Source organism: Corynebacterium sp. HMSC11E11 (genome assembly GCF_001807025.1).
Lineage (GTDB): Bacteria > Actinomycetota > Actinomycetes > Mycobacteriales > Mycobacteriaceae > Corynebacterium > Corynebacterium freneyi.
Genome location: NZ_KV787136.1, coordinates 1 through 19000, shown reverse-complemented (window position 1 = coordinate 19000; position 19000 = coordinate 1). Strand labels below are relative to the sequence as shown.

General features: G+C 67.5%; 30 protein-coding genes and 1 pseudogene. 20 read left to right on the top strand and 11 right to left on the bottom strand.

All coding sequences use genetic code 11. The features are described 5' to 3' along the window. Positions 1–39: 39 nt before the first annotated feature. The 10 genes from pth to HMPREF3121_RS05530 all read right to left on the bottom strand — a co-directional run bounded on the left by pth (position 40) and on the right by HMPREF3121_RS05530 (position 9719). A complete protein-coding gene (pth, locus tag HMPREF3121_RS05575) occupies positions 40–684 on the bottom strand; it encodes an aminoacyl-tRNA hydrolase (protein WP_070520789.1) in 645 nt (214 codons plus the stop codon). A gap of 156 nt (positions 685–840) precedes the next feature. Further along, positions 841–1500 carry a 50S ribosomal protein L25/general stress protein Ctc gene (locus tag HMPREF3121_RS05570; protein WP_070520786.1) on the bottom strand — a complete coding sequence of 220 codons (660 nt, stop codon included), beginning with the start codon at positions 1498–1500 and terminating at the stop codon, positions 841–843. Positions 1501–1876: 376 nt separating this feature from the next. After that, a complete protein-coding gene (locus tag HMPREF3121_RS05565) occupies positions 1877–2854 on the bottom strand; it encodes a ribose-phosphate diphosphokinase (protein WP_070520783.1) in 978 nt (325 codons plus the stop codon). 34 nt (positions 2855–2888) lie between these two features. Beyond that, a complete protein-coding gene (glmU, locus tag HMPREF3121_RS05560; RefSeq protein WP_070520780.1) occupies positions 2889–4418 on the bottom strand; it encodes a bifunctional UDP-N-acetylglucosamine diphosphorylase/glucosamine-1-phosphate N-acetyltransferase GlmU in 1530 nt (509 codons plus the stop codon). 100 nt (positions 4419–4518) lie between these two features. Then, on the bottom strand, positions 4519–5805 hold the full coding sequence (locus HMPREF3121_RS05555; protein ID WP_070520777.1) for an MFS transporter: 1287 nt from the start codon (positions 5803–5805) through the stop codon (positions 4519–4521). Between the two features lie 187 nt (positions 5806–5992). Beyond that, entirely contained in the window at positions 5993–7108 is a 1116-nt protein-coding gene (locus HMPREF3121_RS05550) for a tyrosine-type recombinase/integrase (RefSeq protein ID WP_070520774.1), read from the bottom strand. Between the two features lie 177 nt (positions 7109–7285). Beyond that, positions 7286–7627 carry a hypothetical protein gene (locus tag HMPREF3121_RS05545; protein WP_141742990.1) on the bottom strand — a complete coding sequence of 114 codons (342 nt, stop codon included), beginning with the start codon at positions 7625–7627 and terminating at the stop codon, positions 7286–7288. Continuing rightward, positions 7624–7995 carry an ImmA/IrrE family metallo-endopeptidase gene (locus HMPREF3121_RS05540; protein ID WP_246816080.1) on the bottom strand — a complete coding sequence of 124 codons (372 nt, stop codon included), beginning with the start codon at positions 7993–7995 and terminating at the stop codon, positions 7624–7626. The genes HMPREF3121_RS05545 and HMPREF3121_RS05540 overlap by 4 nt, the downstream gene beginning before the upstream one ends. Before the next feature lie 13 nt (positions 7996–8008). Beyond that, on the bottom strand, positions 8009–8590 hold the full coding sequence (locus HMPREF3121_RS12390; protein ID WP_141742989.1) for a DUF2335 domain-containing protein: 582 nt from the start codon (positions 8588–8590) through the stop codon (positions 8009–8011). Positions 8591–8615: 25 nt separating this feature from the next. Further along, a complete protein-coding gene (locus HMPREF3121_RS05530; RefSeq protein WP_141742988.1) occupies positions 8616–9719 on the bottom strand; it encodes a helix-turn-helix transcriptional regulator in 1104 nt (367 codons plus the stop codon). 212 nt (positions 9720–9931) lie between these two features. On the opposite strand from HMPREF3121_RS05530, the gene HMPREF3121_RS05525 reads away from it, so the two are divergent. From HMPREF3121_RS05525 to HMPREF3121_RS05505, 5 genes are read left to right on the top strand one after another with little or no spacing between them, the layout of a single operon-like run. Next, the gene (locus tag HMPREF3121_RS05525; protein WP_070520759.1) at positions 9932–10210 is read left to right on the top strand and encodes a helix-turn-helix domain-containing protein; all 279 of its coding nucleotides are present in this window, start codon (positions 9932–9934) and stop codon (positions 10208–10210) included. Continuing rightward, a complete protein-coding gene (locus HMPREF3121_RS05520) occupies positions 10210–10476 on the top strand; it encodes a hypothetical protein (protein WP_070520756.1) in 267 nt (88 codons plus the stop codon). Before HMPREF3121_RS05525 ends, HMPREF3121_RS05520 begins: the two co-directional genes overlap by 1 nt. After that, entirely contained in the window at positions 10476–11246 is a 771-nt protein-coding gene (locus HMPREF3121_RS05515; protein ID WP_070520753.1) for a phage antirepressor N-terminal domain-containing protein, read from the top strand. The genes HMPREF3121_RS05520 and HMPREF3121_RS05515 overlap by 1 nt, the downstream gene beginning before the upstream one ends. A 23-nt stretch (positions 11247–11269) precedes the next feature. Continuing rightward, a complete protein-coding gene (locus HMPREF3121_RS05510) occupies positions 11270–11632 on the top strand; it encodes a hypothetical protein (RefSeq protein ID WP_141742986.1) in 363 nt (120 codons plus the stop codon). Continuing rightward, positions 11632–11841 (top strand): hypothetical protein, encoded by a 210-nt coding sequence (locus HMPREF3121_RS05505; RefSeq protein WP_070520747.1) that lies wholly within the window; start codon positions 11632–11634, stop codon positions 11839–11841. Before HMPREF3121_RS05510 ends, HMPREF3121_RS05505 begins: the two co-directional genes overlap by 1 nt. A 1-nt stretch (position 11842) precedes the next feature. Here HMPREF3121_RS05505 and HMPREF3121_RS05500 read toward each other — a convergent pair whose 3' ends face one another. Beyond that, positions 11843–12496: a hypothetical protein gene (locus tag HMPREF3121_RS05500; protein WP_141742985.1), complete on the bottom strand. Its 654-nt coding sequence runs from the start codon at positions 12494–12496 to the stop codon at positions 11843–11845. A gap of 399 nt (positions 12497–12895) precedes the next feature. Here HMPREF3121_RS05500 and HMPREF3121_RS12595 point away from each other — a divergent pair, with 399 nt between their 5' ends. From HMPREF3121_RS12595 to HMPREF3121_RS05425, 15 genes and pseudogenes are all read left to right on the top strand, one after another. Continuing rightward, complete coding sequence (locus HMPREF3121_RS12595) at positions 12896–13165, top strand: helix-turn-helix domain-containing protein (RefSeq protein ID WP_168161371.1); 270 nt, start codon at positions 12896–12898, stop codon at positions 13163–13165. After that, positions 13165–13467 carry a glutaredoxin family protein gene (locus tag HMPREF3121_RS05490; protein ID WP_141742984.1) on the top strand — a complete coding sequence of 101 codons (303 nt, stop codon included), beginning with the start codon at positions 13165–13167 and terminating at the stop codon, positions 13465–13467. Before HMPREF3121_RS12595 ends, HMPREF3121_RS05490 begins: the two co-directional genes overlap by 1 nt. Then, positions 13460–13774, top strand: a complete 315-nt coding sequence (locus tag HMPREF3121_RS05485; protein ID WP_141742983.1) for a hypothetical protein — start codon at positions 13460–13462, stop codon at positions 13772–13774. Before HMPREF3121_RS05490 ends, HMPREF3121_RS05485 begins: the two co-directional genes overlap by 8 nt. Continuing rightward, positions 13771–14103 carry a hypothetical protein gene (locus HMPREF3121_RS05480; protein ID WP_070520734.1) on the top strand — a complete coding sequence of 111 codons (333 nt, stop codon included), beginning with the start codon at positions 13771–13773 and terminating at the stop codon, positions 14101–14103. Before HMPREF3121_RS05485 ends, HMPREF3121_RS05480 begins: the two co-directional genes overlap by 4 nt. Further along, a complete protein-coding gene (locus HMPREF3121_RS05475; RefSeq protein WP_070520731.1) occupies positions 14100–14351 on the top strand; it encodes a hypothetical protein in 252 nt (83 codons plus the stop codon). The genes HMPREF3121_RS05480 and HMPREF3121_RS05475 overlap by 4 nt, the downstream gene beginning before the upstream one ends. A gap of 115 nt (positions 14352–14466) precedes the next feature. Continuing rightward, a complete protein-coding gene (locus tag HMPREF3121_RS05470) occupies positions 14467–14832 on the top strand; it encodes a hypothetical protein (RefSeq protein ID WP_070520729.1) in 366 nt (121 codons plus the stop codon). Further along, positions 14829–15065 (top strand): hypothetical protein, encoded by a 237-nt coding sequence (locus HMPREF3121_RS05465; protein ID WP_070520726.1) that lies wholly within the window; start codon positions 14829–14831, stop codon positions 15063–15065. Before HMPREF3121_RS05470 ends, HMPREF3121_RS05465 begins: the two co-directional genes overlap by 4 nt. Beyond that, positions 15062–15373, top strand: a complete 312-nt coding sequence (locus HMPREF3121_RS05460; RefSeq protein WP_141742982.1) for a hypothetical protein — start codon at positions 15062–15064, stop codon at positions 15371–15373. The genes HMPREF3121_RS05465 and HMPREF3121_RS05460 overlap by 4 nt, the downstream gene beginning before the upstream one ends. After that, entirely contained in the window at positions 15370–15702 is a 333-nt protein-coding gene (locus tag HMPREF3121_RS05455) for a hypothetical protein (RefSeq protein ID WP_070520722.1), read from the top strand. Before HMPREF3121_RS05460 ends, HMPREF3121_RS05455 begins: the two co-directional genes overlap by 4 nt. Beyond that, complete coding sequence (locus tag HMPREF3121_RS05450) at positions 15699–15947, top strand: hypothetical protein (RefSeq protein ID WP_070520721.1); 249 nt, start codon at positions 15699–15701, stop codon at positions 15945–15947. Before HMPREF3121_RS05455 ends, HMPREF3121_RS05450 begins: the two co-directional genes overlap by 4 nt. A 10-nt stretch (positions 15948–15957) precedes the next feature. Next, positions 15958–16290 (top strand): hypothetical protein, encoded by a 333-nt coding sequence (locus HMPREF3121_RS05445; RefSeq protein ID WP_070520718.1) that lies wholly within the window; start codon positions 15958–15960, stop codon positions 16288–16290. After that, positions 16283–16654 carry a hypothetical protein gene (locus HMPREF3121_RS05440; protein ID WP_070520716.1) on the top strand — a complete coding sequence of 124 codons (372 nt, stop codon included), beginning with the start codon at positions 16283–16285 and terminating at the stop codon, positions 16652–16654. The genes HMPREF3121_RS05445 and HMPREF3121_RS05440 overlap by 8 nt, the downstream gene beginning before the upstream one ends. Beyond that, the gene (locus tag HMPREF3121_RS05435) at positions 16651–17097 is read left to right on the top strand and encodes a hypothetical protein (RefSeq protein ID WP_070520713.1); all 447 of its coding nucleotides are present in this window, start codon (positions 16651–16653) and stop codon (positions 17095–17097) included. The genes HMPREF3121_RS05440 and HMPREF3121_RS05435 overlap by 4 nt, the downstream gene beginning before the upstream one ends. A gap of 198 nt (positions 17098–17295) precedes the next feature. After that, positions 17296–18333 (top strand): hypothetical protein, encoded by a 1038-nt coding sequence (locus HMPREF3121_RS05430; protein ID WP_070520711.1) that lies wholly within the window; start codon positions 17296–17298, stop codon positions 18331–18333. Between the two features lie 238 nt (positions 18334–18571). Further along, positions 18572–19000, top strand: a pseudogene (locus HMPREF3121_RS05425) (hypothetical protein); the annotation flags it as partial.

The window sequence follows — 19000 nt, the reverse complement described above, 5'->3', positions numbered from 1 at the left end:
GGGAGGGAAGGGGGCTCTTTGCTGCCTTGCCGCTAGCTACTACCGCCCGTGGACCTGGTTTTGAGCAATTTCCAGCCCGTGGCTGGCGATTAGCTCCACTGCCTCCGCCGCGGTGGGCAGGGTGAAAGCGAGTTCCTCGCGCTCCTTGGCATTGAAGTTGCGCAGCACATAATCAGCTGGATCCTGGCGGCCCGGAGGACGACCAATGCCAATGCGCACGCGCATGTAGTCCTTCGTGCCCAATGACTTCGAGGTCGAACGCAGCCCATTGTGGCCATTCTCGCCGCCGCCGCGCTTCAGGCGGATGACGCCGGGATCGAGGTCGAGCTCGTCGTGCACCACGATGACGTCGGTCGGCTCGACGTTGAAGAACTTCGCCAGCGCGCTGATCGGCCCGCCGGAGACGTTCATGTACGTCCGCGGTTTCGCCAGGATCACCTGTCGCTCGGTCTGCGCGTCGCCGGCGCCGACGGTCCAGCGGGTCTGCACGATCTCGGCGTTGGACCGCTTGTGCACGGAAAACGTCGACGGCACCGGCAGCGTCCGCTCCGCGAGCTCGTCGAGCACCATCTGCCCGACGTTGTGCCGGGTGTCGGCGTACTTCGGTCCGGGGTTGCCCAGGCCGACGACGAGGATCGGCGGGGCGTCCGACGGGGCGGGGGAGGTCTTCGAGCGTCCGAACATGCCCGTCATCTTCCCACACCGGGCATGTGGAGGCCCGGCCGCACCCCGGGCATGGCGAAGCCCCCGCCGGAAACAGCGTCCCGGCGGGGGCTTCGTCGCAAAGCACGCGCAATCGGTCGGGGACCGACGCGGGGTGCCGGCTGCGGGGGAGGAGTTTTACTCCTCGCCCTCGGCCTCCGCACCCTCGGCCTTCGGCTCGTCCGGGGTCTCCGCCTCGCCCATGCCCTCGACGTCGGCGTCGACGTCGCCGGCCGGGTCCTCGGTGGCCTCGACGATGTTGAAGATCAGCAGCTCCGGATCGTCGGTGAGCTCCAGGCCCTCCGGCAGGGTGACGTTGCCGGCGTGGATCTGCGCGCCCACGTCCAGGCCCTCGACGGACACGACGATCTCTTCCGGAATGGACAGCACCGGGGCGAGCACCAGGATGGTGTCGGCGTCCTGCATGAGCAGGGCGTCGCCCGGGGCCAGCTCGCCCTCGGGGATGACCGGGACCTCGACTTCGACCTTCTCGCCGCGGTGGATGGCGAGGAGGTCGGCGTGGTCGATGTCGAGGGTCAGCGGGTTCTGGTCCAGGGCCTTGACCATGGACAGCTGCGGCTCGCCGTCGATGTCGAGGTCGAGGACGGCGTTGACGCCGTAGTTGCGGATGACGCCGTGGAACTCGATGGAGTCGACCAGGACGTGCTTCGGGGCGCCGAGGTCCTTCGAGTAGATGACCACGGGGATGTCGCCGGCGACGCGGGCGCGGCGGGCGGCGCCCTTGCCGAACTCGGTGCGCTCGCGGGCTTCCAGCTTGACGATGTTGGGCTTTGCCATATCTGACTCCTGCAAATCGTTGGGGTTCGCCGAGTCGATCACGTGGCACGCGTTGGTCCGGGTCGGCCGCGCTTCCCGGTTCGGGGGAGGTGGCGGCGGGTGCCGGGTGGTGCATGCGTCGCGTCGATAACGGGGCCGTTGCCGCGGGGTCGTTCCCGCGTCTCGGGCCACCCTCGCCGAGACATAACTCGTGGGATGTTACCCGATCGGGGGCGGCGGGCGGAAATCGCCCCTGTTCCCGCGGGGTCGGTTCGTGCGTGACGACGAGCCGGCGGATGCGAAAACCCGGCTGCTCGCGGGGAGCGGCCGGGTCGTCGTCAAGCGAAAAGCGGCGGCGCCAAAGCAGCGGCGCGAAAAGCCGCGGCGGAGGCGAGAACTACGCCTGGCCCTCGAAGAGGGTTGTAACGGAGCCGTTCTCGAAGATCTCGTGGATCGTCTGCGCCAGCAGCGGCGCGATCGGCAGGACCGTCAGGTTGTCCCAGCCCTCGTGCGTCTGCGGCAGCGTGTCCGTGGTGATGACCTCGCGTGCGCCGCACTTGGACAGACGCTCGCGGGCCGGGTCGGAGAACACGCCGTGGGTGGTGGCGATGATGACGTCGGCGGCACCGGCCTCGCGCAGCACCTTCACCGCACCGGCGATCGTACCGCCGGTGTCGATCATGTCGTCGATCAGCAGGCACACGCGGCCGTCGACGTCGCCGACGACGCGGTTGGCCACGATCTGATTGGCCACGTCCACGCTGCGGGTCTTGTGGATGAACGCCAGCGGCGCATCGCCCAGCGTGTTCGCCCACTTCTCCGACACCTTCACGCGACCGGCGTCGGGGGAGACCACGCACAGGTTCTCCAGCGAGTAGTTCGCCTTGATGTAGTCGGCCAGGATCGGCATGGCGTGCATGTGGTCGACCGGGCCGTCGAAGAAGCCCTGGATCTGGTCGGTGTGCAGGTCCACCGACACGATGCGGTCGGCGCCGGCGGCCTTGAGCAGATCCGCGACCAGGCGGGCGGAAATCGGCTCGCGGCCACGGTGCTTCTTGTCCTGGCGCGCGTACGGGAAGAACGGCAGGATCGCCGTGATGCGCTTGGCGGAACCGCGCTTCAGGGCGTCGATCATGATCAGCTGCTCCACCAGCCACTTGTTCAGCGGCGCCGGGTGCGCCTGCAGAACGAAAGCGTCGCAGCCGCGGACGGACTCCTCGAAACGGACGAAGATCTCGCCGTTGGCGAAGTCGCGGGCGGTCATCGGGGTCAGCTCGACGCCCAACTCCTTCGCCACCGCTTCACCCAGCTCCGGGTGCGCGCGCCCGGAGAAAAGCATGAGGTTCTTCTGGTTGTCGATCCACTCGCCGGTCATCTACTCGGCCTGGCCTTCCTTATCGGTCTTCGGCTTACGCGGAGGCGTCGGGGTCATCGCCCGCGGCACCGTCGGATTCGGCGGGGGCGTCGGCCGCCGCGGCCTGCGCCGCTTCGGCCGCTTCCGCCGCCGGGGTGCCCGGCCGCTTCCGCTGGACCCACCCCTCGATGTTTCGCTGGGGGCCACCGCTGACCGCCAACGCCCCGGGGGGAACGTCGTCCTTGATAACAGTACCTGCACCGGAATAGGCGCCGTCACCCACCTTGACCGGCGCGATGAACATGGTGTCCGAACCGGTGCGGACATGGGAGCCGATGACGGTGCGGTGCTTGTTGACGCCGTCGTAGTTGACGAAGACGCTGGATGCGCCGATGTTGGAGTGCTCGCCGATCTCCGCATCGCCGACGTAGGTCAGGTGGGGGACCTTGGAGCCGCGGCCGATGACGGCCTTCTTGGTTTCGACGAAGCCGCCGAGCTTGCCTTCCTCGCCGAGGACGGTGCCCGGGCGGAGGTACGTGAACGGGCCGACTTCGGCGTCGGCGCCGATGACGGAGTCGGTGCCGTGGGTGCGGTAGACGGTGGCGCCCTCGCCGACGGTGACGTCGCGCAGGGTGGTGTCGGGGCCGATGGTGGCGCCGTCGCCGATGACCGTGCCGCCGAGCAGCTGGGTGCCCGGAAGGATGGTGACGTCGCGGCCGATGCGCACGTCGACGTCGATCCAGGTGGTGGCGGGGTCGACGATGGTGGCGCCGCCGCGCATGGCCTTTTCGGTGATGCGGCGGTTGAGTTCGGCGCCGAGGGTCGCCAGCTGCACCCGGTCGTTGACGCCGGCGACGACCATGGCGTCGTCGATGCGGTGGCCGCGCACGGAGCGGTCGGCTTCGCGGGCGATGCCGATGACGTCGGTGAGGTACAGCTCGCCCTGTGCGTTGTCGGTGTCGAGCTGGGTCAGGGCGTGGCGCAGGGTGGCGGCGTCGAAGGCGTAGACGCCAGAGTTGACCTCGGTGATGCGGCGTTCGTCGGCGGTGGCGTCCTTTTCTTCGACGATGCGCAGGACTTCGCCGTCGGAGTTGCGGACGATGCGGCCGTAGCCGTGGGGGTTGTCGGCGGTCGACGTCAGCACGGTCACGGCGGCGCGCGGCTTGCGGTTGTGCTCGTCGAGCAGTGCGGTCAGCGTCGAGGCGTCGAGGAGGGGCACGTCGGAGGTGGTCACCAGCACGGTGCCCTCGAAGTCGGCGAGCGTGACGTCGTCCAGGGCGCACTGGACGGCGTGGCCGGTGCCGTTTTGCTCTTCCTGGTGGGCGATGCCGACGCCGTTGGACAGCGATCCCTCGGACCGGCCGGCGACCCATTCGGAGATGGCTTCGATGACCTTGTCCCGCTGGTGGCCGACGACGGCGACGATCTGCTGCGGGTCGACGCCGTGGGCCGCGTGCAGGGCGTGCTCCAGCATCGTGCGCCCGCCGATGCCGTGGAGCATCTTGGGGGTGTCCGACTTCATGCGGGTGCCCTGGCCGGCGGCCAGGATGACGACGGCGGTGGGCGTGCCGGTGCCGTTGCTCATGTGCGTCTCCTCGTGCGTTCGTCGTGCGGTTCGTCGTTGGTTTCTTCCCGGGATTCCCCCGAAAACCCTACCCGCCGAGGGCCGCGGCCACGGGTCATGCCTATTCGGGCGTTTGCGCCGACACTTCCGGCAGGGCGCGGGCCATGGCCACGCCCACGAGTCCGAGCACGGCGAAGAATCCGAGGGCCCACATGGAGCCGAGCATCGCCAGGCCGCCGGAGATGGCGCCGGTGAGCAGGAGGATGACGCCCATCGCGGAGTTGGCGACGGCGACGTAGGTGGTGCGTTGGTCGCCTTCGGCCATGTCCACGACGTAGGTTTTGCGGGCGACGCGCACGCCGGTGTGGGTCAGGGTGATCAGGAAGTAGGCGACGGGCAGCGCCCAGCCGGACCAGCCCTCGGCGAAGGCGACCTGCGCCATCACGGCCAGCAGGATCAGGGAGGCCAGGCCGGCACCCCAGGTCATGGTGCTTTTCGACGACCGGTCGCTGAGTTTTCCGCTGATGCGGCCGCCGAGGATTGCGGCGGCGCCGGAGGCGATGAGAAACGGCCCCAGCCCGGAGAGTTCCCCGTCGCCCCGTTCGGCCGACAGGGCCACGAAAAACGTCGGCGACAGGGCGGAGACCAGCAGCAGCGAACGGACGATGACGAAGTTTCGGAACGGCGCGTCGTCGGAAAGCAACTCCCAGGATTCCCGCACCCACGATCCGGCGGGTTCCTCCGAGGTTTCGCCCGCGGGTTCGGTGACGCGGTGGAAGATGATCGCGCCGATGAACCACGTCAACGACGAAATCGCGATCATCCACGTCAACACGGCCGTCGGCAGATCGTCGCCGCCGAACCAGCGGATGCCCAGACCCAGCGTGATGGCGACGAAGCCCGACAGCATCGTCGCCAAGCCCGTGATCTGGCCGCGCTGACCCTTGGGGATCGTCCGCCCCTGGACGTCTTTCGACCCGATCGAGCAGAGCGAACGGCCCAGCGCGAAAACCGCCAGCGCCGAAAGGATGGCCACCGCCGCAGCCGTCCCGTCGAGCACCGCCGTGGACAACGCCATGATCAACGCCATCGCGCCCTGGGTCACCGACCCCGCCACCCACACCGACTTGCGGTGGGCGCGGCGCTTCACCCAAGGTGTCAGCGCCGCCTGCGGCAGCATCGACAGGGATTCGCGGATGGGGACCAGCAGCGCGATCGCCAGGCCGGGGGCGCCCTGCGACGTCAGCAGCCACGGCAGCACCGTCTTCGGGTTGATGACCTGATCGCCGGCGTTCTGCAGACCATTGGCCGCAATGAACTTCATGCCGTTGGCCGGGATGTCGCGGGCGACGTCGTCCGGCATGTCGGAAGTGTCGGCCGGGGACACCAGCTTTTCGTAGAGCGCCATGCATGCAGGTTAGCGGCCTGCACCCCGGTCTTTCGACCAAGTGTTCCCTAAGCGGAACGGGCAAGGGTTAGGTCGTCCGGCTCCCCCGCCAGGACTCGAAACCGGATGTGATTGGCCCGAAAAATGCCCCTGACCTGCACCTAGGTCAGGGGTTTTTTCGCTTTTGGCTCAGTTTTGGCTCACTTCGCTACGCGGCCTTCGGCTGCGTGACGGCCGACTGAACCGCACCGAGCCCGTTGTGGATTTCTTCCATCGTGTCGGCCACCGCATCAAGATCGCCGTCGAACAGGTCCGCATAGACGTCCAGCGTCATCGCCGCCGACGAATGCCCCAGCTGGCGTTGGACGACTTTCACGCTCGCACCGGCCGACACCAACAGCCCGGCGGCGACGTGCCTCAGCCCGTGCATCGTCACCCGCGGGAAGTTCGGATCAGCCGCCATCGCCCGGTCACGCGCCCCGTGGAACCACGACCCGGAGCCCTGAAGCTTCATCGGCTCGCCCGGCACCCGCTCCCACACCCATGCCGACTTCGGCTTCCCCTCGATCAGCGGCTCCAGCATGTTGCACACGAACCGGGGGATGGCCACGGTCCGCGCCTCATGCGACTTCAGCGTGCCGATCTCCACCTTGCCGTTGACCGTCACCGCCGCCCGCTGCAAATGCGCCCGCCGCCGCCCCAGATCCAGATCCCGCACCTGGAGGCCCGCCAACTCCGACCACCGAATGCCCGACGTCGCCAGCAACCACACGATCTCCGACTTCACCGAGCACTGGTCGGCCATCGCCCGCACCTGCTCCATCGTCAGATACACCTTCACCGCCTTCGACCGCCGCGGCAGCTTCAGCCCCCGCGCCGGGTTCTTCACAAGACACCCATCGGCAATCGCCATGTCCAGGACCTGCGCCAGACAGGCATGGGCGCGCCGGGCGGTGGAGCCGGAGACGTTGAGGCTGGCGATCCATTCTTGGATTTCGGAGGGGCGAAGGCTGCCGACTTCGCGGTGGCCCCACATGGGTTTGACGCGCAGTCGCCATGCTTGATCGGTGACGGCGGCCGTGGAGGGCTTGAGGTGGGTCTGTGCGGCGAGCCAGCGCGTCCCGATCTCGGAGACGGTGGTTTTCTCCCTTGCTGGGTCGACCCAAGAGCCGGCGCGGCGGGCATGGCCTTGGTCCTGTTCCCAGGCGGTGGCTGCTGCCTTGGTGGGGAAGCCACGCTTCCGGCTTCGGGAGCCGTCGGGCTTGGTGTACTGCACTTGCCACCGGCGGCCGGCCTTTGTCTGGTACGGGGTGATGGACGACATGTCGTATCCTTCGTGTCAGCGGGCCGCCGGTGGCGGCGCCGTATCTCCGGCCCTGCCGTGCAAGCTGTCCAAGGCGTGCGGCGGGGTCGGCGTTCTTCTTTCTGTCAGACGATGGCGGCGGTGGTGCTATTGCCTGTGGGGAACGCGTGGCTCGCGTTTATGCTGCTGTCCTTTCGTTCAGCGTCGCTGGGTGATCGTGCTTTCCAGCATTGAGCCGAGGCGGAGGACTGCGGCGAGGATGCCGCCGAGAACGACGACAACGAGACCAAGAGCCGTCGCCATGCCAGAGCCGGGAGTACCGTTGAAAAGTGCGATCAGGCCGAAGGCAATCATCAACGCACCGATCACCATTGCGGTGATGGAGAGGACTTCGAACCAGCCGCCGGAGCGGAAGTAGGGCTTGCCGTTGGGGCTGGGGATGGGCATGGGTGGTGCCTGTGGCTGTGGTGGTGCGGCCCAATGAGTGGCTTCGGGGCGCGGGGTGGAATGCTCGGGGCGTTCGGGGTTCGGATGGGTCATGGGGCTTTCCTTTCGTGTTCTCCGCGCCAGACGCGGATGAGGTGAGGGGTGACGTCGAGGGCGTGCGCGAGTCCTGCGACGCCGGGCCCGTGGAGTTCCTCGGCCAGGGCGTACTCGGCCGGCGAGATCAACAGCAGTGCGGCGAATGCGTCGGCCCGCCGTTCAGCGCGTGAATCGATGGAATCGAATCCGGATCGCATGTCACGGTGATGCGCGTGGCCGAGTTCGTGCGCGAGGACGCATCGGCGGGTGATGCGGTCGAGGCCATGGCGGAGGATGATTTGCCGCCGTTCTGGCACCCATAGGCCGTGCGGCCAATCGTCGTCGAGCGGTACCTCGTCGACACGCAGGCCCATCGCGTCGGCCAACTGGTCGGGAACGTCAAGCATCCGGTGGCCCTGCGGGTGGCTGCTTAGCGTCCTTGTGCTTCGGCGGCCGGTGGTTGCCGAGGAACCCGAGGACGATGGGTGTGGCGCTCCCGAGGCCGAAAACGACGGTGCCGGCAATGGACTCCGGCGGATCGAGGAACAGCAGGCTCAAAAAAGCGAGAATGAGGCAGGAGGCCGTGATGGCCGCTGCCACGTTGAATCCCCGCTTCTCCAGCGTGATGGCCGTGTCAAACGACTTCCGGGTGACCTCGCGGTCGAGGACCTCGTTTTCGTGCGCGTCGTCGAGGATGCGTTTGGCCTCGCCAGGAACGAGGGCGTCATACTGCGCGAGGATTTGCGGCGGTGGAAGAGGGCCTTCAATCCTGTACGCCTCGACTACCTCCGTGTAGTTCAGTCCAGGGAGCGGCGGCTGATCTCGAGACGGATCGAGTCCCCCACCTTCTGGAACGACCGGTGAGTTCGGGTCCGGTTGCGCCGGTGTGCTTCCTCCGCGACGTCGCGGATCCGCGGGGAGGTTGCCAGCGTCATCCGGCCGGCTCCCCTGAGCATCGCGTTCGTCCTGTTCATGGTTCATACCGTACCTTCCTCACGGTTTCCTGTCAGGGAGTGGGGTTATCTTCCTCGAGCGGATCCGTCTTCGGGTGCGCCGCATAGTCCCGCCAGTCGATCCCCGCGGTCGGGTCGTCATCATCCACCACGTTCCGGACCGGGCCGCGCGGAGTGTTCGAATCGCGCCGGGCCGCAAGGTCGTCGCGAACGGAGGACGTGGACTGAAGAGCTGCTGCCGCGATCGACTCGGGTTTGATTGCACGGCTGCCGGCTTCCCGTAGAAGTTCGCGGAGGACCTTCTTGTCCACGATCGTGATGTCGCCGAACCGGGACGTGACGGTGTCGGCGGGCATGAAGGCAGAACGGCGGCCAACCCAGATGACGCCCCTCGACTCCATCTTGATCGTTCTGACCGCGGCCCAATTGCCGTGGCGATCGCGTTCCCACACTTGTCCATCCGAGGTAACCCCGAGGTCGGGCACGGCATTGACCTCCTCGTCCAGATCCTCGAACGAGCTCGCGCCCCCGCCCTCCGACTCCTGCTCGTCCAGCAGCCGGTAGGCGAGCTCCACGACCTGGTCGCGGCGCGGCGCGTCGAGCTGGCTGACGACGTCGCCCAGGTGGCCGGCGGCGACGGTGCGTACGAGGTCGGGGGTCACGCCGTGTCGGCCGATGTTCTCGCGAAGGCTCGCGCGGATCGCGGCGAGGGCCTGCGGGTGCTCGGGGTTCTCGACGGCGCCGACGAGGCCGTTGATCGTCGCGAGCTGGGTCACTCTGTCGAAGAACGCGCGCGTCGTCTCGTCGAGGTCGCCGAGCGTGGTGCCCGGCCGATGCATGGCCTCTGCCGTCCCGTTGATGATCCGCTTGGCGTCGGCGGTACCGCCGGGGAACAGGGACTTGCTTTGCGACGGCCCGTCCCCGTCCAATTCGGTCGGCTCGCCGCCGTCGCGGATCGTCTCGAGGGATCCGGGCGCCCAGCCCAGAGCCTGCTCGATCCTCTCTCGATTGGCCGCCTGAGGCCATGTCGCGCCGCTTTCTAGGTTATGGACGGACCGGGCCGACACACTCGCCTTGATCGCGACGTCCGCCTGCGTCATTTCCAGCGAAGCGCGCCGGGCTGCAACTGCCCGTCCAAGTGCCTTCAGATCTGCCATGCCTTCAGTGTTGCAAGAAACACAGTGAAACACCAGGAAGGCTTTGACGAAAGAAACCCCAAGGTTGCTTGAAACACGAGCATGAAATCACGTGATTGTTGTTCCGGGGCTACCAGTGATTTTGCAGCTTTCCGGAAGTGTTTCAAGCAAGAGTGTTGACATGTTTCAAGCGGTCGCGCTATGCTGCTAGCAAGACCGGAAGGAATTGAAACATGACTGACACAGACAGCGCTGCGCTGGAGCGTCAGCGGGTGGGCGCCACCATCAAGGCCCTCCGCGAGTACACCGGCGCAACCATCGACCAGCTCGCCACTCGCGTCGGAATGGCCCGCCCGACCCTCGCCAATATCGAGGCCGGCAGACGCGCACTCAACCGCAAGCACCTCCGCGCCATGGCCGCCGCCCTCGGAGTCCCGCCCATCGCAATCATGTGGGCCGATGAAGACGAAGCCGCGCCGGGCGTCGACAAGCGCGAAGTGGGGGCCGCGTGATGAACACCGGAATGATCCCCCAGACCAACCGCGCGATGAACGCGATCATCAACCTCCGCGAGATCGCCGACTGGGAACTGCAGGACTTCGAAACCGCGCTGAGCCTGGCGGTCCACCAGCTGGACCTCGACGGCGATGTCCTCGCCATCAACGGCGCGACCAGGGTGCTCGAGCGCGCCGTGCAGATCGCCCGCGAACGAGCGGGCCGCGGCACCGGCACCGACGCCGCGCCGGGCGTCGGCAAGCGCGAAGCGGGGGCCGCGTGATGAACCAGCTCGTCACCATCCCGTTCCACGGGAACCAGGTCCAGGCCGTCGATGTCGACGGCACCCCGCATGTGGTGTTCCGCCCGTTGGTCGAATCCATCGGACTTGACTACCGCAGCCAATCGCGCCGACTGACCGGGAAGTCGTGGGCCTCCATGGTCAAGATGACCATGCAGGTCCCCGGAGATGTCCAGTTCCGCGAGCACACGCTGATCGACGTCCGCACCCTCACGATGTGGCTCGCCACCATCGACGAGAACCGAGTGTCCGATGAGGCCCGCCCGCTCGTGGTCGCGTACCAGGCCGAAATCGCCGACGTCATCGAGTCCTACTGGACTGCCGGCGGGGCCATCAACCCCCGCGCTGATGAGCATCAGGTCAATGCCCTGATCTACCAGGCCCGCGCCCAGATGGAGCTGGCGCAGGCCGCCCGCGGCCTGATTCACCCGGACCATCTCGAAGCCCGGGCCCGCATCATTCTCGCGCGCGGACTCGGCGAAGCCCCCGAGCTCGATGCGGGGTCGCGCCCCCTGTACGCGCAGGAGTTCCTCAGGGAAAAGAACCTGTCGAAGAAGCAACTGGCGTCGATCGCCGGCGTGTTCGGTAAGCGTCTCAAGAGGGCCTACGTCGAAAAGCACGGGCGGGAGCCGGAGAAGTACGACCTCAACGTCTCCAATGGCCAGGTGCGCCGCGTCAACGGATACACCGAAGCCGACCGCCCGCTGATGGAGCGCGTCTGGCGCGACTACTTCGCGGCGGTGAAGTCATGAACTCGTGGGATCCCATCGACTCGTTGATCTACCTCAGCAAGGCATTGCCCGTGGATTGGGTAACGGAGCAGTTGGGGCACAGGTTCGGTTACCCGGACGAGAACGAAGACGTCGCCGAACTGGTCGGTGCGCTGGATCAGGCAATGCAGATGATTCGCGCCGAAGCCAAGTTTCACCACGATGGCCGCGCGGCCTATTCGACCGGCGTTCCTTTCGAGCGGATGTACCGGGTGCCGGCCACGGAACCGGCCGACGACGGCACGGAAGTGCCCGTCATCGCCGAGTACTGGGTGTCGATGCGCCCGGACGGGCACCCGCGTGAACCCTACGAAAGCGGAGGCGTTTGGGCCGATGAGCCGCGCCGAGGCGAGAAAGGCAGGCCGTGATGTCCAGCATCAAGCCCGGCGATGTCGCCATGAACGACCACCGTTACGCACCTGAGGGACTGCCGCTCCTCGAATACTTCACCGCCTACCGCGTGCTGACGAGGATCCGCGAGCAGATCCTGACGGGCAGGCCGTCGGGCCGAGTCATCGACGAGGCAATGGACGAGCTGCTCGACCTCGCCGGCAAGGGAGGGCGGGGCGATGGGTAGGTCAGGACTCGTCCTCGGTCGTGATCTCGCCGTCAGTCTCGTCGGATGCGTCGGAGCCCGAGGTGATTTCGCGGACCTGGGTGGCGACCAGCTCCAGGACTTCGTCGGGCTCGGGCAGCGCCGTGATGGCGACTCCTGCGATGTAGGCAACGGCGATGTTCTTCTTGAAGAAGGACCAGACATTAGTCGCAGCCTGCTGGAGGAAGGGGTCCTTAGGGCTCTTCTTCTTGAGTTCCTCGGTGATGAAGTTGAGGTCGTTGATCGCGTTGGCGATTCGGAACTCACCCATGTACTTCCGAGCGTCCAACAGTCCGTGCAGATGGTTGATGATCCTGTGCGCGTGAATGCGAAGGAACTCTCCCTCATCGCACAAGGCGTCTACCCGGCTGCGGACAGCGTCGAGGAATCCCGCGAATCCCTCAGGCCCGCCGTCGACGAACTCGGGCACGACCATCTGGAGAGTCGTGGCGGTTGCTTCGAGCTGTTCGAGCGACGCGGCGTCGATGCTGTGCTGGCCGCTGGAACTCCACCCGTAGGGGTAGGCGAAGACCATCTGCGTCCAGCGGTCGAAGTGCCGCCGGGCGTGGCTCATGTTCAAGCCCTGATTCTTCTCGGCGATTGTCAACAGCTCCTCGATGTCCTTGAGGAGCATCACGGCACGCCGATGATCCTCCCACCCCTGGGACGCCGGAATGCCTCGTGTATTGCGGGCGGCCACGTTTTCGGGCCCATTCCATTTCGTCAGCTGCGCGTGAAGGAGTTCCGCTGGATTCGCCATGGCTCGATCTTATCCCGCTGTGCAGCACAAACAGTCGCCCCGCGTTCGCGGTGGCGCGGCCCGACTGGCAGGCACCGGGGTTCGAGTCCCCGGCGGGCGCCGGTGCGTTAACGCGGTTTCGTGTTCTTCACCGCCAAGCCCTGCCCCATGGCCTGCACATCTGCGGATCTCCTCAGGCCGGCCGGGCTGCGCACCACCCATCCACCTCAAAAAGAAAACGGCCCGCACCTGGCGCAACAGGTATCGCGGACCGCTCCTAGTTCGAAAGGAACTGACATGCACGATACCCGATCAAACCCCCGAGGGGTGATGACGATGGCCGACCACGTCACCCGGCCCGTCACCGGCCGGCAGACCGTGTCCGTCGCCGAGTTCGCGGCAATCTTCGATATCGACCTCCAGCGCGTCTACCGCTGGTGTCAGTCCGGCCGACTCCGGACGCTGCCCAAACGACCTGGATCCCGGGAGCACTGGAAGATCCTTGCCTCCGAAGTCGACCGCGTCATGGTCGAGGGGTTTCCCCGCGACCCGAGGCAGGTGGCCTAATGCCTGAGCTGACCAGAACCATGAGCCACCGCGATGACGCGCTGCGCGTCGTGATGTGGACGAAGCCCGGTTGCGCGGCGTGTGCCCGCACCGAGGCGCTGCTGACCAGGCATGACGTGCCCGTCCTCGAAGAGAACATGACCGACGAGATCCTGCAGTTCGCGGCCGAAATGGGATTCCGTGAGGCCCCGGTGGTTCTCGGCGTGCGTCCCGATGGCACGTCGACGTGGTGGGCGGGGCTCGACTTCACCCGCATCGCCGAGTTCATCGGCCTGGCACGGAAGGAGCGCGACCGTGTCTGATCTTCCTGCTTGGGTGCGCGTCGACTTCGACGTCGAACACGAGCTTGCCGAGGCCATGTACCCGCACCGCTACCGGGCCGCGTACCGCGCGGTGTGGGACGCGCGTGACCGCATCGCGCTCGTCGGCCGGATGCTGGCGGTTTCCGCCGGCGTGATGGCTGCCCATGCGCTGGTGCAAGCCGCCATCACGGCCTCCGAGCTGCTCAACGCGACCCCTCTGCTGTGGGGCGCGGGAGCGGTCGGCTGGACGTGGGCGGCCCGCGAGTTGTGGTGCACCGTCCGACGCATCGAGGAGGTCACGCCGTGACGGTTCAGCTCCTTGCACGCCTGCGGTACCCGGCAGATGGTGGCCGCCTGGTGATGCTCACCTGGATCGACTCGCATGCCGAACCGCGTCGCGTCGGGGCATTGCACTTGGGCGACGTCTGCGACGTGATGCCCCGCGAGTTCGTCATCCCGCGCCGCGCCACGCTGCCTCGGCCCCCTCAGGTTGGAGTCGGCCGCTTCGTCTCCTTGTCGGAGCTGCGCACCTGGATCGATGACCAGCCCGACCAACAAACCCGTGCCGCCCTGGCCGCGTTCATCGCCTGGGCCGACGCGATCGACATCGACCGTGATTTGGAGGAACCTCGATGACCACCGACCAGCCCGTTCGCCGTGCCGAGGACGGCCCCGTCACCCCGACGTGGTGTTCGACCGCACGACTTCTCTACGCGGACCGGGTCCCGCGCACGTATGGGCCGCGGCAGCGACCACGGCGCCGCAAGCAGTGCCGCGCCGCCTTCCGGAGGAGCGGTCACGTCGATGGCACGATCCTCGTCGCAATCGTGGTGGTTGCGCTGCTGTGGACCACCGTGATGCTGGCGTTGGTGGTGGGCGCATGACCTCCTCGGCCGGCATCCGCAGGGGAGTGGCTCTGCGCCGCCCGACGGTGCGCGTGTGCGCGTGGATCGCCGTCCGGGAGACCGTCGGTCTGCTGCTGCCGAGGAGGTGGCGGTGATGGCGCCCCGCGGCCCGGATGAGGCGTACTGCCGCGACTGCGGCGACCCGATCATGTGGCGCGACACCACCGCCGGCAAGCGCATCGCACTCGATGCGTCGTGCGACCCGGCCGGCGTGGTCCGGCTGGTAGGCGGCCGGGCGGAGACGCTGGGCCCACACGATGCCGCAGAGCGACGCGCGGCAGGCGAGTTGCTGTTCAAACCGCACGTGGTGTCGTGTCCCGCCAAACGGGCGCGGGGAGGCGTCGGGATGCCGCCGGAGATCCGCGAGCGCATCCGCCGTCGGCAGGACCCGGCTGAGCGGATTCGCATCGAGATGGCCAAGCGAGGCAGCCGGAGACGGGGTCTGGGGGGACGCGAATGAGGCAGGACGAAGCCAACGCCGACGCCTGGTGGGACAACCTCCCGCCGGTGAGGCGAGTGCAGGTGCACCACTGGATCACCCAGCGAGGAAAGCAGCCGCCGGAGGAGGTCCCGGGCCAGTTAGAGCTGGTGCCGGTGGAGGACGGAAGAGAGGACGAGGAAATGACGAAAACGAACAAGGACGTGGCAGGCGTGCGCACCGTCGCCGCCCGCCCGATCGGAGGTGTGTCGTGAATCCGCAGGAGGCAAAGGACGCCCTTGCCCGCATGGATACGTGGCAGGGAATGAGCAACGACGAGGCCCACGAGCTGCTGCGTCAGTCGCTGACGTTCATTGCGTCGATGAAGACCCAGTACGCCGTGCGCTACATCCCCAGCGGCACGGAGGAGTTCGACACCGGCTGCTGGTATTCGACCCGGGCGGAAGCCTGCGATCAGCTGACGGCCGTGCTCGAAGACGATCCGCTGGTCGCCCGCATCGTCCGCCAGCAGGTGTCGCCGCCGGAGACGGTGACCACCGCGGCGCGTGGGGGTGTCGCGTGATGCCCCTGAGAGCGACGCTGACGCCGTGGGCGATGCTCGTCGCCGCCGGCGTGTCAGAAGAAGACGCGACCTGGATGGTGATGCAGCTTCCAATCATCGGGTACGGCGATGTCCCCGCCATCGCGGAGGTCATTGCCCGCGCAACGGCGGCGGGACGCTGCTCGGCGTGTGACCTGATGCATCTGCGGATGGCGCCGGGAGTGCGGCAGTCGCCTGCGGCTGAGGTTCTTGCTGAGCTGCAGCCGGGGGCCACGATCGAGCAGCTGCGTGCAGCTCTGGATGAGGCGGAGCAAGTCCGCCTGGCCGAATTGGGGGCGATCCCGCGATGACGGAGCCGAAGATCCGCTTTGCAGGCGTTGCCGCTGTCGTCGCCGCCGCGTGTGGGACCGGCATCGTCGCCGCGTGCCTGATGTGGATGACGCTTGCCGGCCCTGACGCCACGACAGGGCCGCCGCCGGCGTCGACCACGGCGACGGTCACCGAAACGATCACCGCCACCACGACCACCACGACGGCGACCGTGCACCACACGCACGCGACGTCGTGCCCGCCGTCGCCGAGCAAGGACTACTAGGAGCCCCCGCATGACTGAGATGATCCCCGCCGACAAGATCCGCAAAATCATCGCGGCCCACCGCGATGACGCGAGCAGCAGGGGAGGAATGATCCTCGCCGACCTGAAAGCCCTGTTCACGTCCCCGTCCCCGGACTCGCAGATCATCCGCACCCTTGACGACCTCGAGCTCATCGACCCGGACACGGTGATCGCGCACCCCATCGGGGAGCGCATGGAACCGTGGACCGCCGGGGAGGTCCGGGAATCTCACGTCCCCACGCGTCTGCTTCCCGCAGTGGTCATCGCGACCGCCCGGCAGCTGCGCGCCGCACGAGAAGCGCTGGAGGCCCCAGATGCTTGATCAGCTGGCCCTCTTCGGCACCTGGGCGTCGGCGGCCCACCAGGACGCCGTCGCCACGGAGCAGGCAATGTGGGCCGACATCAACACCCGCCGGCGGGCACACACCTGCCCCATCTGCGGCGAAACCGCCCCCAACCTCTACATCCTCGAGATCTCCCACGGCATCCGTCGCGGCCTCCTCCACGCCACCGACCCCGCCACCAGGTGCAACGCCCAAAACCTCGCCCGCTCCTACCTGCTGTACGCACGCTCGACCGGTGACTCCCGCCTCATCGCCGAAGCAGCAACCCGCGCCCGCGAGCTCGGCCTCGACGTCGGCGCGATCACCGCTGACGCCCATGCCGGATCGGAGGCCGGCCAATGACTATTCCCCACGACATCCCATGCGCGAGCCACCCGCGGCTGTTCGACAGCCGGGGTGAGGGGGAGCCGCACAAGGTCGCTGCCGCCCGCCATCGTCTGGCCGTCCTCACCTGTCGGGCGTGTCCCGCGCTCGCCGCGTGCCAGCAGTACTTGCTCGACTGCGAAACCAGCGGAGCCCGCGTCGACGGGGTCGTCGCCGGCCGCCAATGGCGCCGACTCCGCGACCGCGTGCCGGAGATCCGCGCCTGCGCAGATTGTGGCACTGCCATCGTCAAGCGGGGCACCCCGAACATCGATCGGCTTCGCCCCGACGGGACGCTCATGGCCAAGCATGCCGGCCGCGGACTGTGCGACGCCTGCTATGACCGCCACCGCCAACACGGCACGCTCGAACGCTTTCCGCGCCTGACCCGCCCCGACGCACGCGAAAGAGGAGCCGCATGACCGTGCACCGCGTCCACGGCAACTGCCGCGACCCCTAAGCCCCCGCCCCCGCCAGCCACCGCGCCATGACCAGCAGATGGAGACCACTATGCCGCCGACAACCGACGCACCCCACCGCGCTGGGCAGCCCCGTTCCGGGAGTGATGCCTGATGGCGTGGGTGAAGTGGTCGGATACGGCGAACTCTCATCGGTGCTTCATGAAGCTCGCGGAGGTTGCAGCGGAGTCGGGAGATGCCCGCCTCGAAACCGAGGTGAAGGGCGCCGTGTTCTCGCTGGCCCAGTGGTCGGCGCAGACCTGGTCCGACTACGTGATCCCGTGGGGCGTGGCCATCAAGATTTTGGGGATGGGCCGGGCCCGTCCGCTGGTCGACGTCATGGTCGACGTCGGCCTGCTTATCGACTGCTCGACTGAGGAGGAGAAGGTCTACAAGCTCATCGAGGATGAGCAGGGTCTATTCCACATCATCAAGCGGTCCGACAAGCTCATGGGCGCTAAACGCAAGCGTGACCGGAATCGCGGCGCGCTGGTGGTGCCGGTGTTGCTGCGCGATGGCGCGGCCTGCCGGTATACCGGTGAGCCTGTCAATTTCAAGTCCACGAATTCCGACGACGGTGGCACCTTTGACCACCGCGCACCGGATGAGGAGACGACGCCGGACAACTACGTCGTCGCTTCCCGCGGGGCGAACATCGCCCGTGGTGAGGTCCCGGACCCGGATCGGCAGTTGCCGTTGATGGATCCGCCGGACTCTCCGGTGTACGACGATTGGATTCTCGAGAAGCTGGCGACGTGGCCGTCGATTACGGCCCGCGTCGCCAAGCAGATGGGCATCCCGAACCCTTTGGAAGCTCAGAAGAGTTCGGTCGAGGCCCCCGCCGAACCGGGCCCCGCCCGGCGCACGGCCTCCGCCGAACCGGCAGCCAGCCGGCGCACGGCCACCACTGACCATCCGACCAGTCCTATGGACCCCTCTGGCAGCCAGCCAGGGTGGGGTCCGCGATCCTCCGCGCCGCCCGCGCGAGAGTCGAGCGCCAACAAGGACAAGGGCGCCCCCGCCCGCAGCCTCCCCGCCAGCAAGGCTGAAACCCCAGCCCCTTCGACCCCAGTGCTTCGCGCTCCCGCCGGCAACCAGCCGCCCGGTGAACCCCGCCCCGCCACCGCTGAGTCTTCGCCCAGCGGCCGGGGTGGCAACAAGCACTCCCGCCGACGTCGCCGATCCCGGCGCCGCCGGTAACCCAGCAGCCCGGCTCCTCAAAAGCGAAGCGAGCCTGCCGGACATCAAGCGCGCGACATGGTCACGCGCTGATGTTCGCGTACCCAACTCCGCCCCGAACCGTTATGCCAAAACAACCTTTTCTCGTCTAGGCGGGGGAGGGGCAAAAGCCTAGGCACCGGGTCGGGTCGGGTCGGGACGGGCCGGGTCGGGGAGACCTGTACACCCACCCACCTGAATCACTGGAAGCGAAGGAAGCATGGAGTTCTATCTGACCGAAGTTGAGCAGGACCTGCTGGGTAGGGATCTCCACACGCTGGAGGTCCTGGGGCCGCGGGTCGAGGACATGTTGGTGCCGTCGACGCCTGCGTCCGGGACGAATGCGGGGCGGCCGGCGAAGCGAGGTGGTTCGCGACCGCCGGTCGTGGTTCACGTCCTGGAGGTGAAGCTCGACGCGGGCCAGGTGCTGGCGAAGCTGGCCACTCGTCTGGTGATGACGGTTGGCCGCGCCGAGGTTGGGTCACCGGGCACCAACGAGCTCGCGGTCGTGGCGTCGTGGTTGCACCGGCATGTGCTCGTGATCGCGGCCCAGCCGTGGGCGCGGGAGCGTGCGCTTGAGGTGGCCCGTGTGGCCCGGCGGGTGGCTGATCTGGTGGACCCGCCCCCGCCCGTCGAGACTCCACCCCCT

Excerpts from the sequence above, each read along its gene's own strand:
- HMPREF3121_RS05445 (WP_070520718.1), top strand. The coding sequence starts at position 15,958 with ATGACTGAGATGATCCCCGCCGACAAGATCCGCAAAATCATCGCGGCC.
- HMPREF3121_RS05570 (WP_070520786.1), bottom strand. The coding sequence starts at position 1,500 with ATGGCAAAGCCCAACATCGTCAAGCTGGAAGCCCGCGAGCGCACCGAG.
- HMPREF3121_RS05450 (WP_070520721.1), top strand. The coding sequence starts at position 15,699 with ATGACGGAGCCGAAGATCCGCTTTGCAGGCGTTGCCGCTGTCGTCGCC.
- HMPREF3121_RS05565 (WP_070520783.1), bottom strand. The coding sequence starts at position 2,854 with ATGACCGGCGAGTGGATCGACAACCAGAAGAACCTCATGCTTTTCTCC.
- HMPREF3121_RS05550 (WP_070520774.1), bottom strand. The coding sequence starts at position 7,108 with ATGTCGTCCATCACCCCGTACCAGACAAAGGCCGGCCGCCGGTGGCAA.
- HMPREF3121_RS05440 (WP_070520716.1), top strand. The coding sequence starts at position 16,283 with ATGCTTGATCAGCTGGCCCTCTTCGGCACCTGGGCGTCGGCGGCCCAC.
- HMPREF3121_RS05515 (WP_070520753.1), top strand. The coding sequence starts at position 10,476 with ATGAACCAGCTCGTCACCATCCCGTTCCACGGGAACCAGGTCCAGGCC.
- HMPREF3121_RS05520 (WP_070520756.1), top strand. The coding sequence starts at position 10,210 with ATGAACACCGGAATGATCCCCCAGACCAACCGCGCGATGAACGCGATC.
- HMPREF3121_RS05490 (WP_141742984.1), top strand. The coding sequence starts at position 13,165 with ATGCCTGAGCTGACCAGAACCATGAGCCACCGCGATGACGCGCTGCGC.
- HMPREF3121_RS05430 (WP_070520711.1), top strand. The coding sequence starts at position 17,296 with ATGAAGCTCGCGGAGGTTGCAGCGGAGTCGGGAGATGCCCGCCTCGAA.
- HMPREF3121_RS05470 (WP_070520729.1), top strand. The coding sequence starts at position 14,467 with ATGGCGCCCCGCGGCCCGGATGAGGCGTACTGCCGCGACTGCGGCGAC.
- glmU (WP_070520780.1), bottom strand. The coding sequence starts at position 4,418 with ATGAGCAACGGCACCGGCACGCCCACCGCCGTCGTCATCCTGGCCGCC.
- HMPREF3121_RS12595 (WP_168161371.1), top strand. The coding sequence starts at position 12,896 with ATGCACGATACCCGATCAAACCCCCGAGGGGTGATGACGATGGCCGAC.
- pth (WP_070520789.1), bottom strand. The coding sequence starts at position 684 with ATGTTCGGACGCTCGAAGACCTCCCCCGCCCCGTCGGACGCCCCGCCG.
- HMPREF3121_RS05530 (WP_141742988.1), bottom strand. The coding sequence starts at position 9,719 with ATGGCAGATCTGAAGGCACTTGGACGGGCAGTTGCAGCCCGGCGCGCT.
- HMPREF3121_RS05435 (WP_070520713.1), top strand. The coding sequence starts at position 16,651 with ATGACTATTCCCCACGACATCCCATGCGCGAGCCACCCGCGGCTGTTC.
- HMPREF3121_RS12390 (WP_141742989.1), bottom strand. The coding sequence starts at position 8,590 with ATGAACCATGAACAGGACGAACGCGATGCTCAGGGGAGCCGGCCGGAT.
- HMPREF3121_RS05475 (WP_070520731.1), top strand. The coding sequence starts at position 14,100 with ATGACCACCGACCAGCCCGTTCGCCGTGCCGAGGACGGCCCCGTCACC.
- HMPREF3121_RS05505 (WP_070520747.1), top strand. The coding sequence starts at position 11,632 with ATGTCCAGCATCAAGCCCGGCGATGTCGCCATGAACGACCACCGTTAC.
- HMPREF3121_RS05465 (WP_070520726.1), top strand. The coding sequence starts at position 14,829 with ATGAGGCAGGACGAAGCCAACGCCGACGCCTGGTGGGACAACCTCCCG.
- HMPREF3121_RS05545 (WP_141742990.1), bottom strand. The coding sequence starts at position 7,627 with ATGACCCATCCGAACCCCGAACGCCCCGAGCATTCCACCCCGCGCCCC.
- HMPREF3121_RS05555 (WP_070520777.1), bottom strand. The coding sequence starts at position 5,805 with ATGGCGCTCTACGAAAAGCTGGTGTCCCCGGCCGACACTTCCGACATG.
- HMPREF3121_RS05525 (WP_070520759.1), top strand. The coding sequence starts at position 9,932 with ATGACTGACACAGACAGCGCTGCGCTGGAGCGTCAGCGGGTGGGCGCC.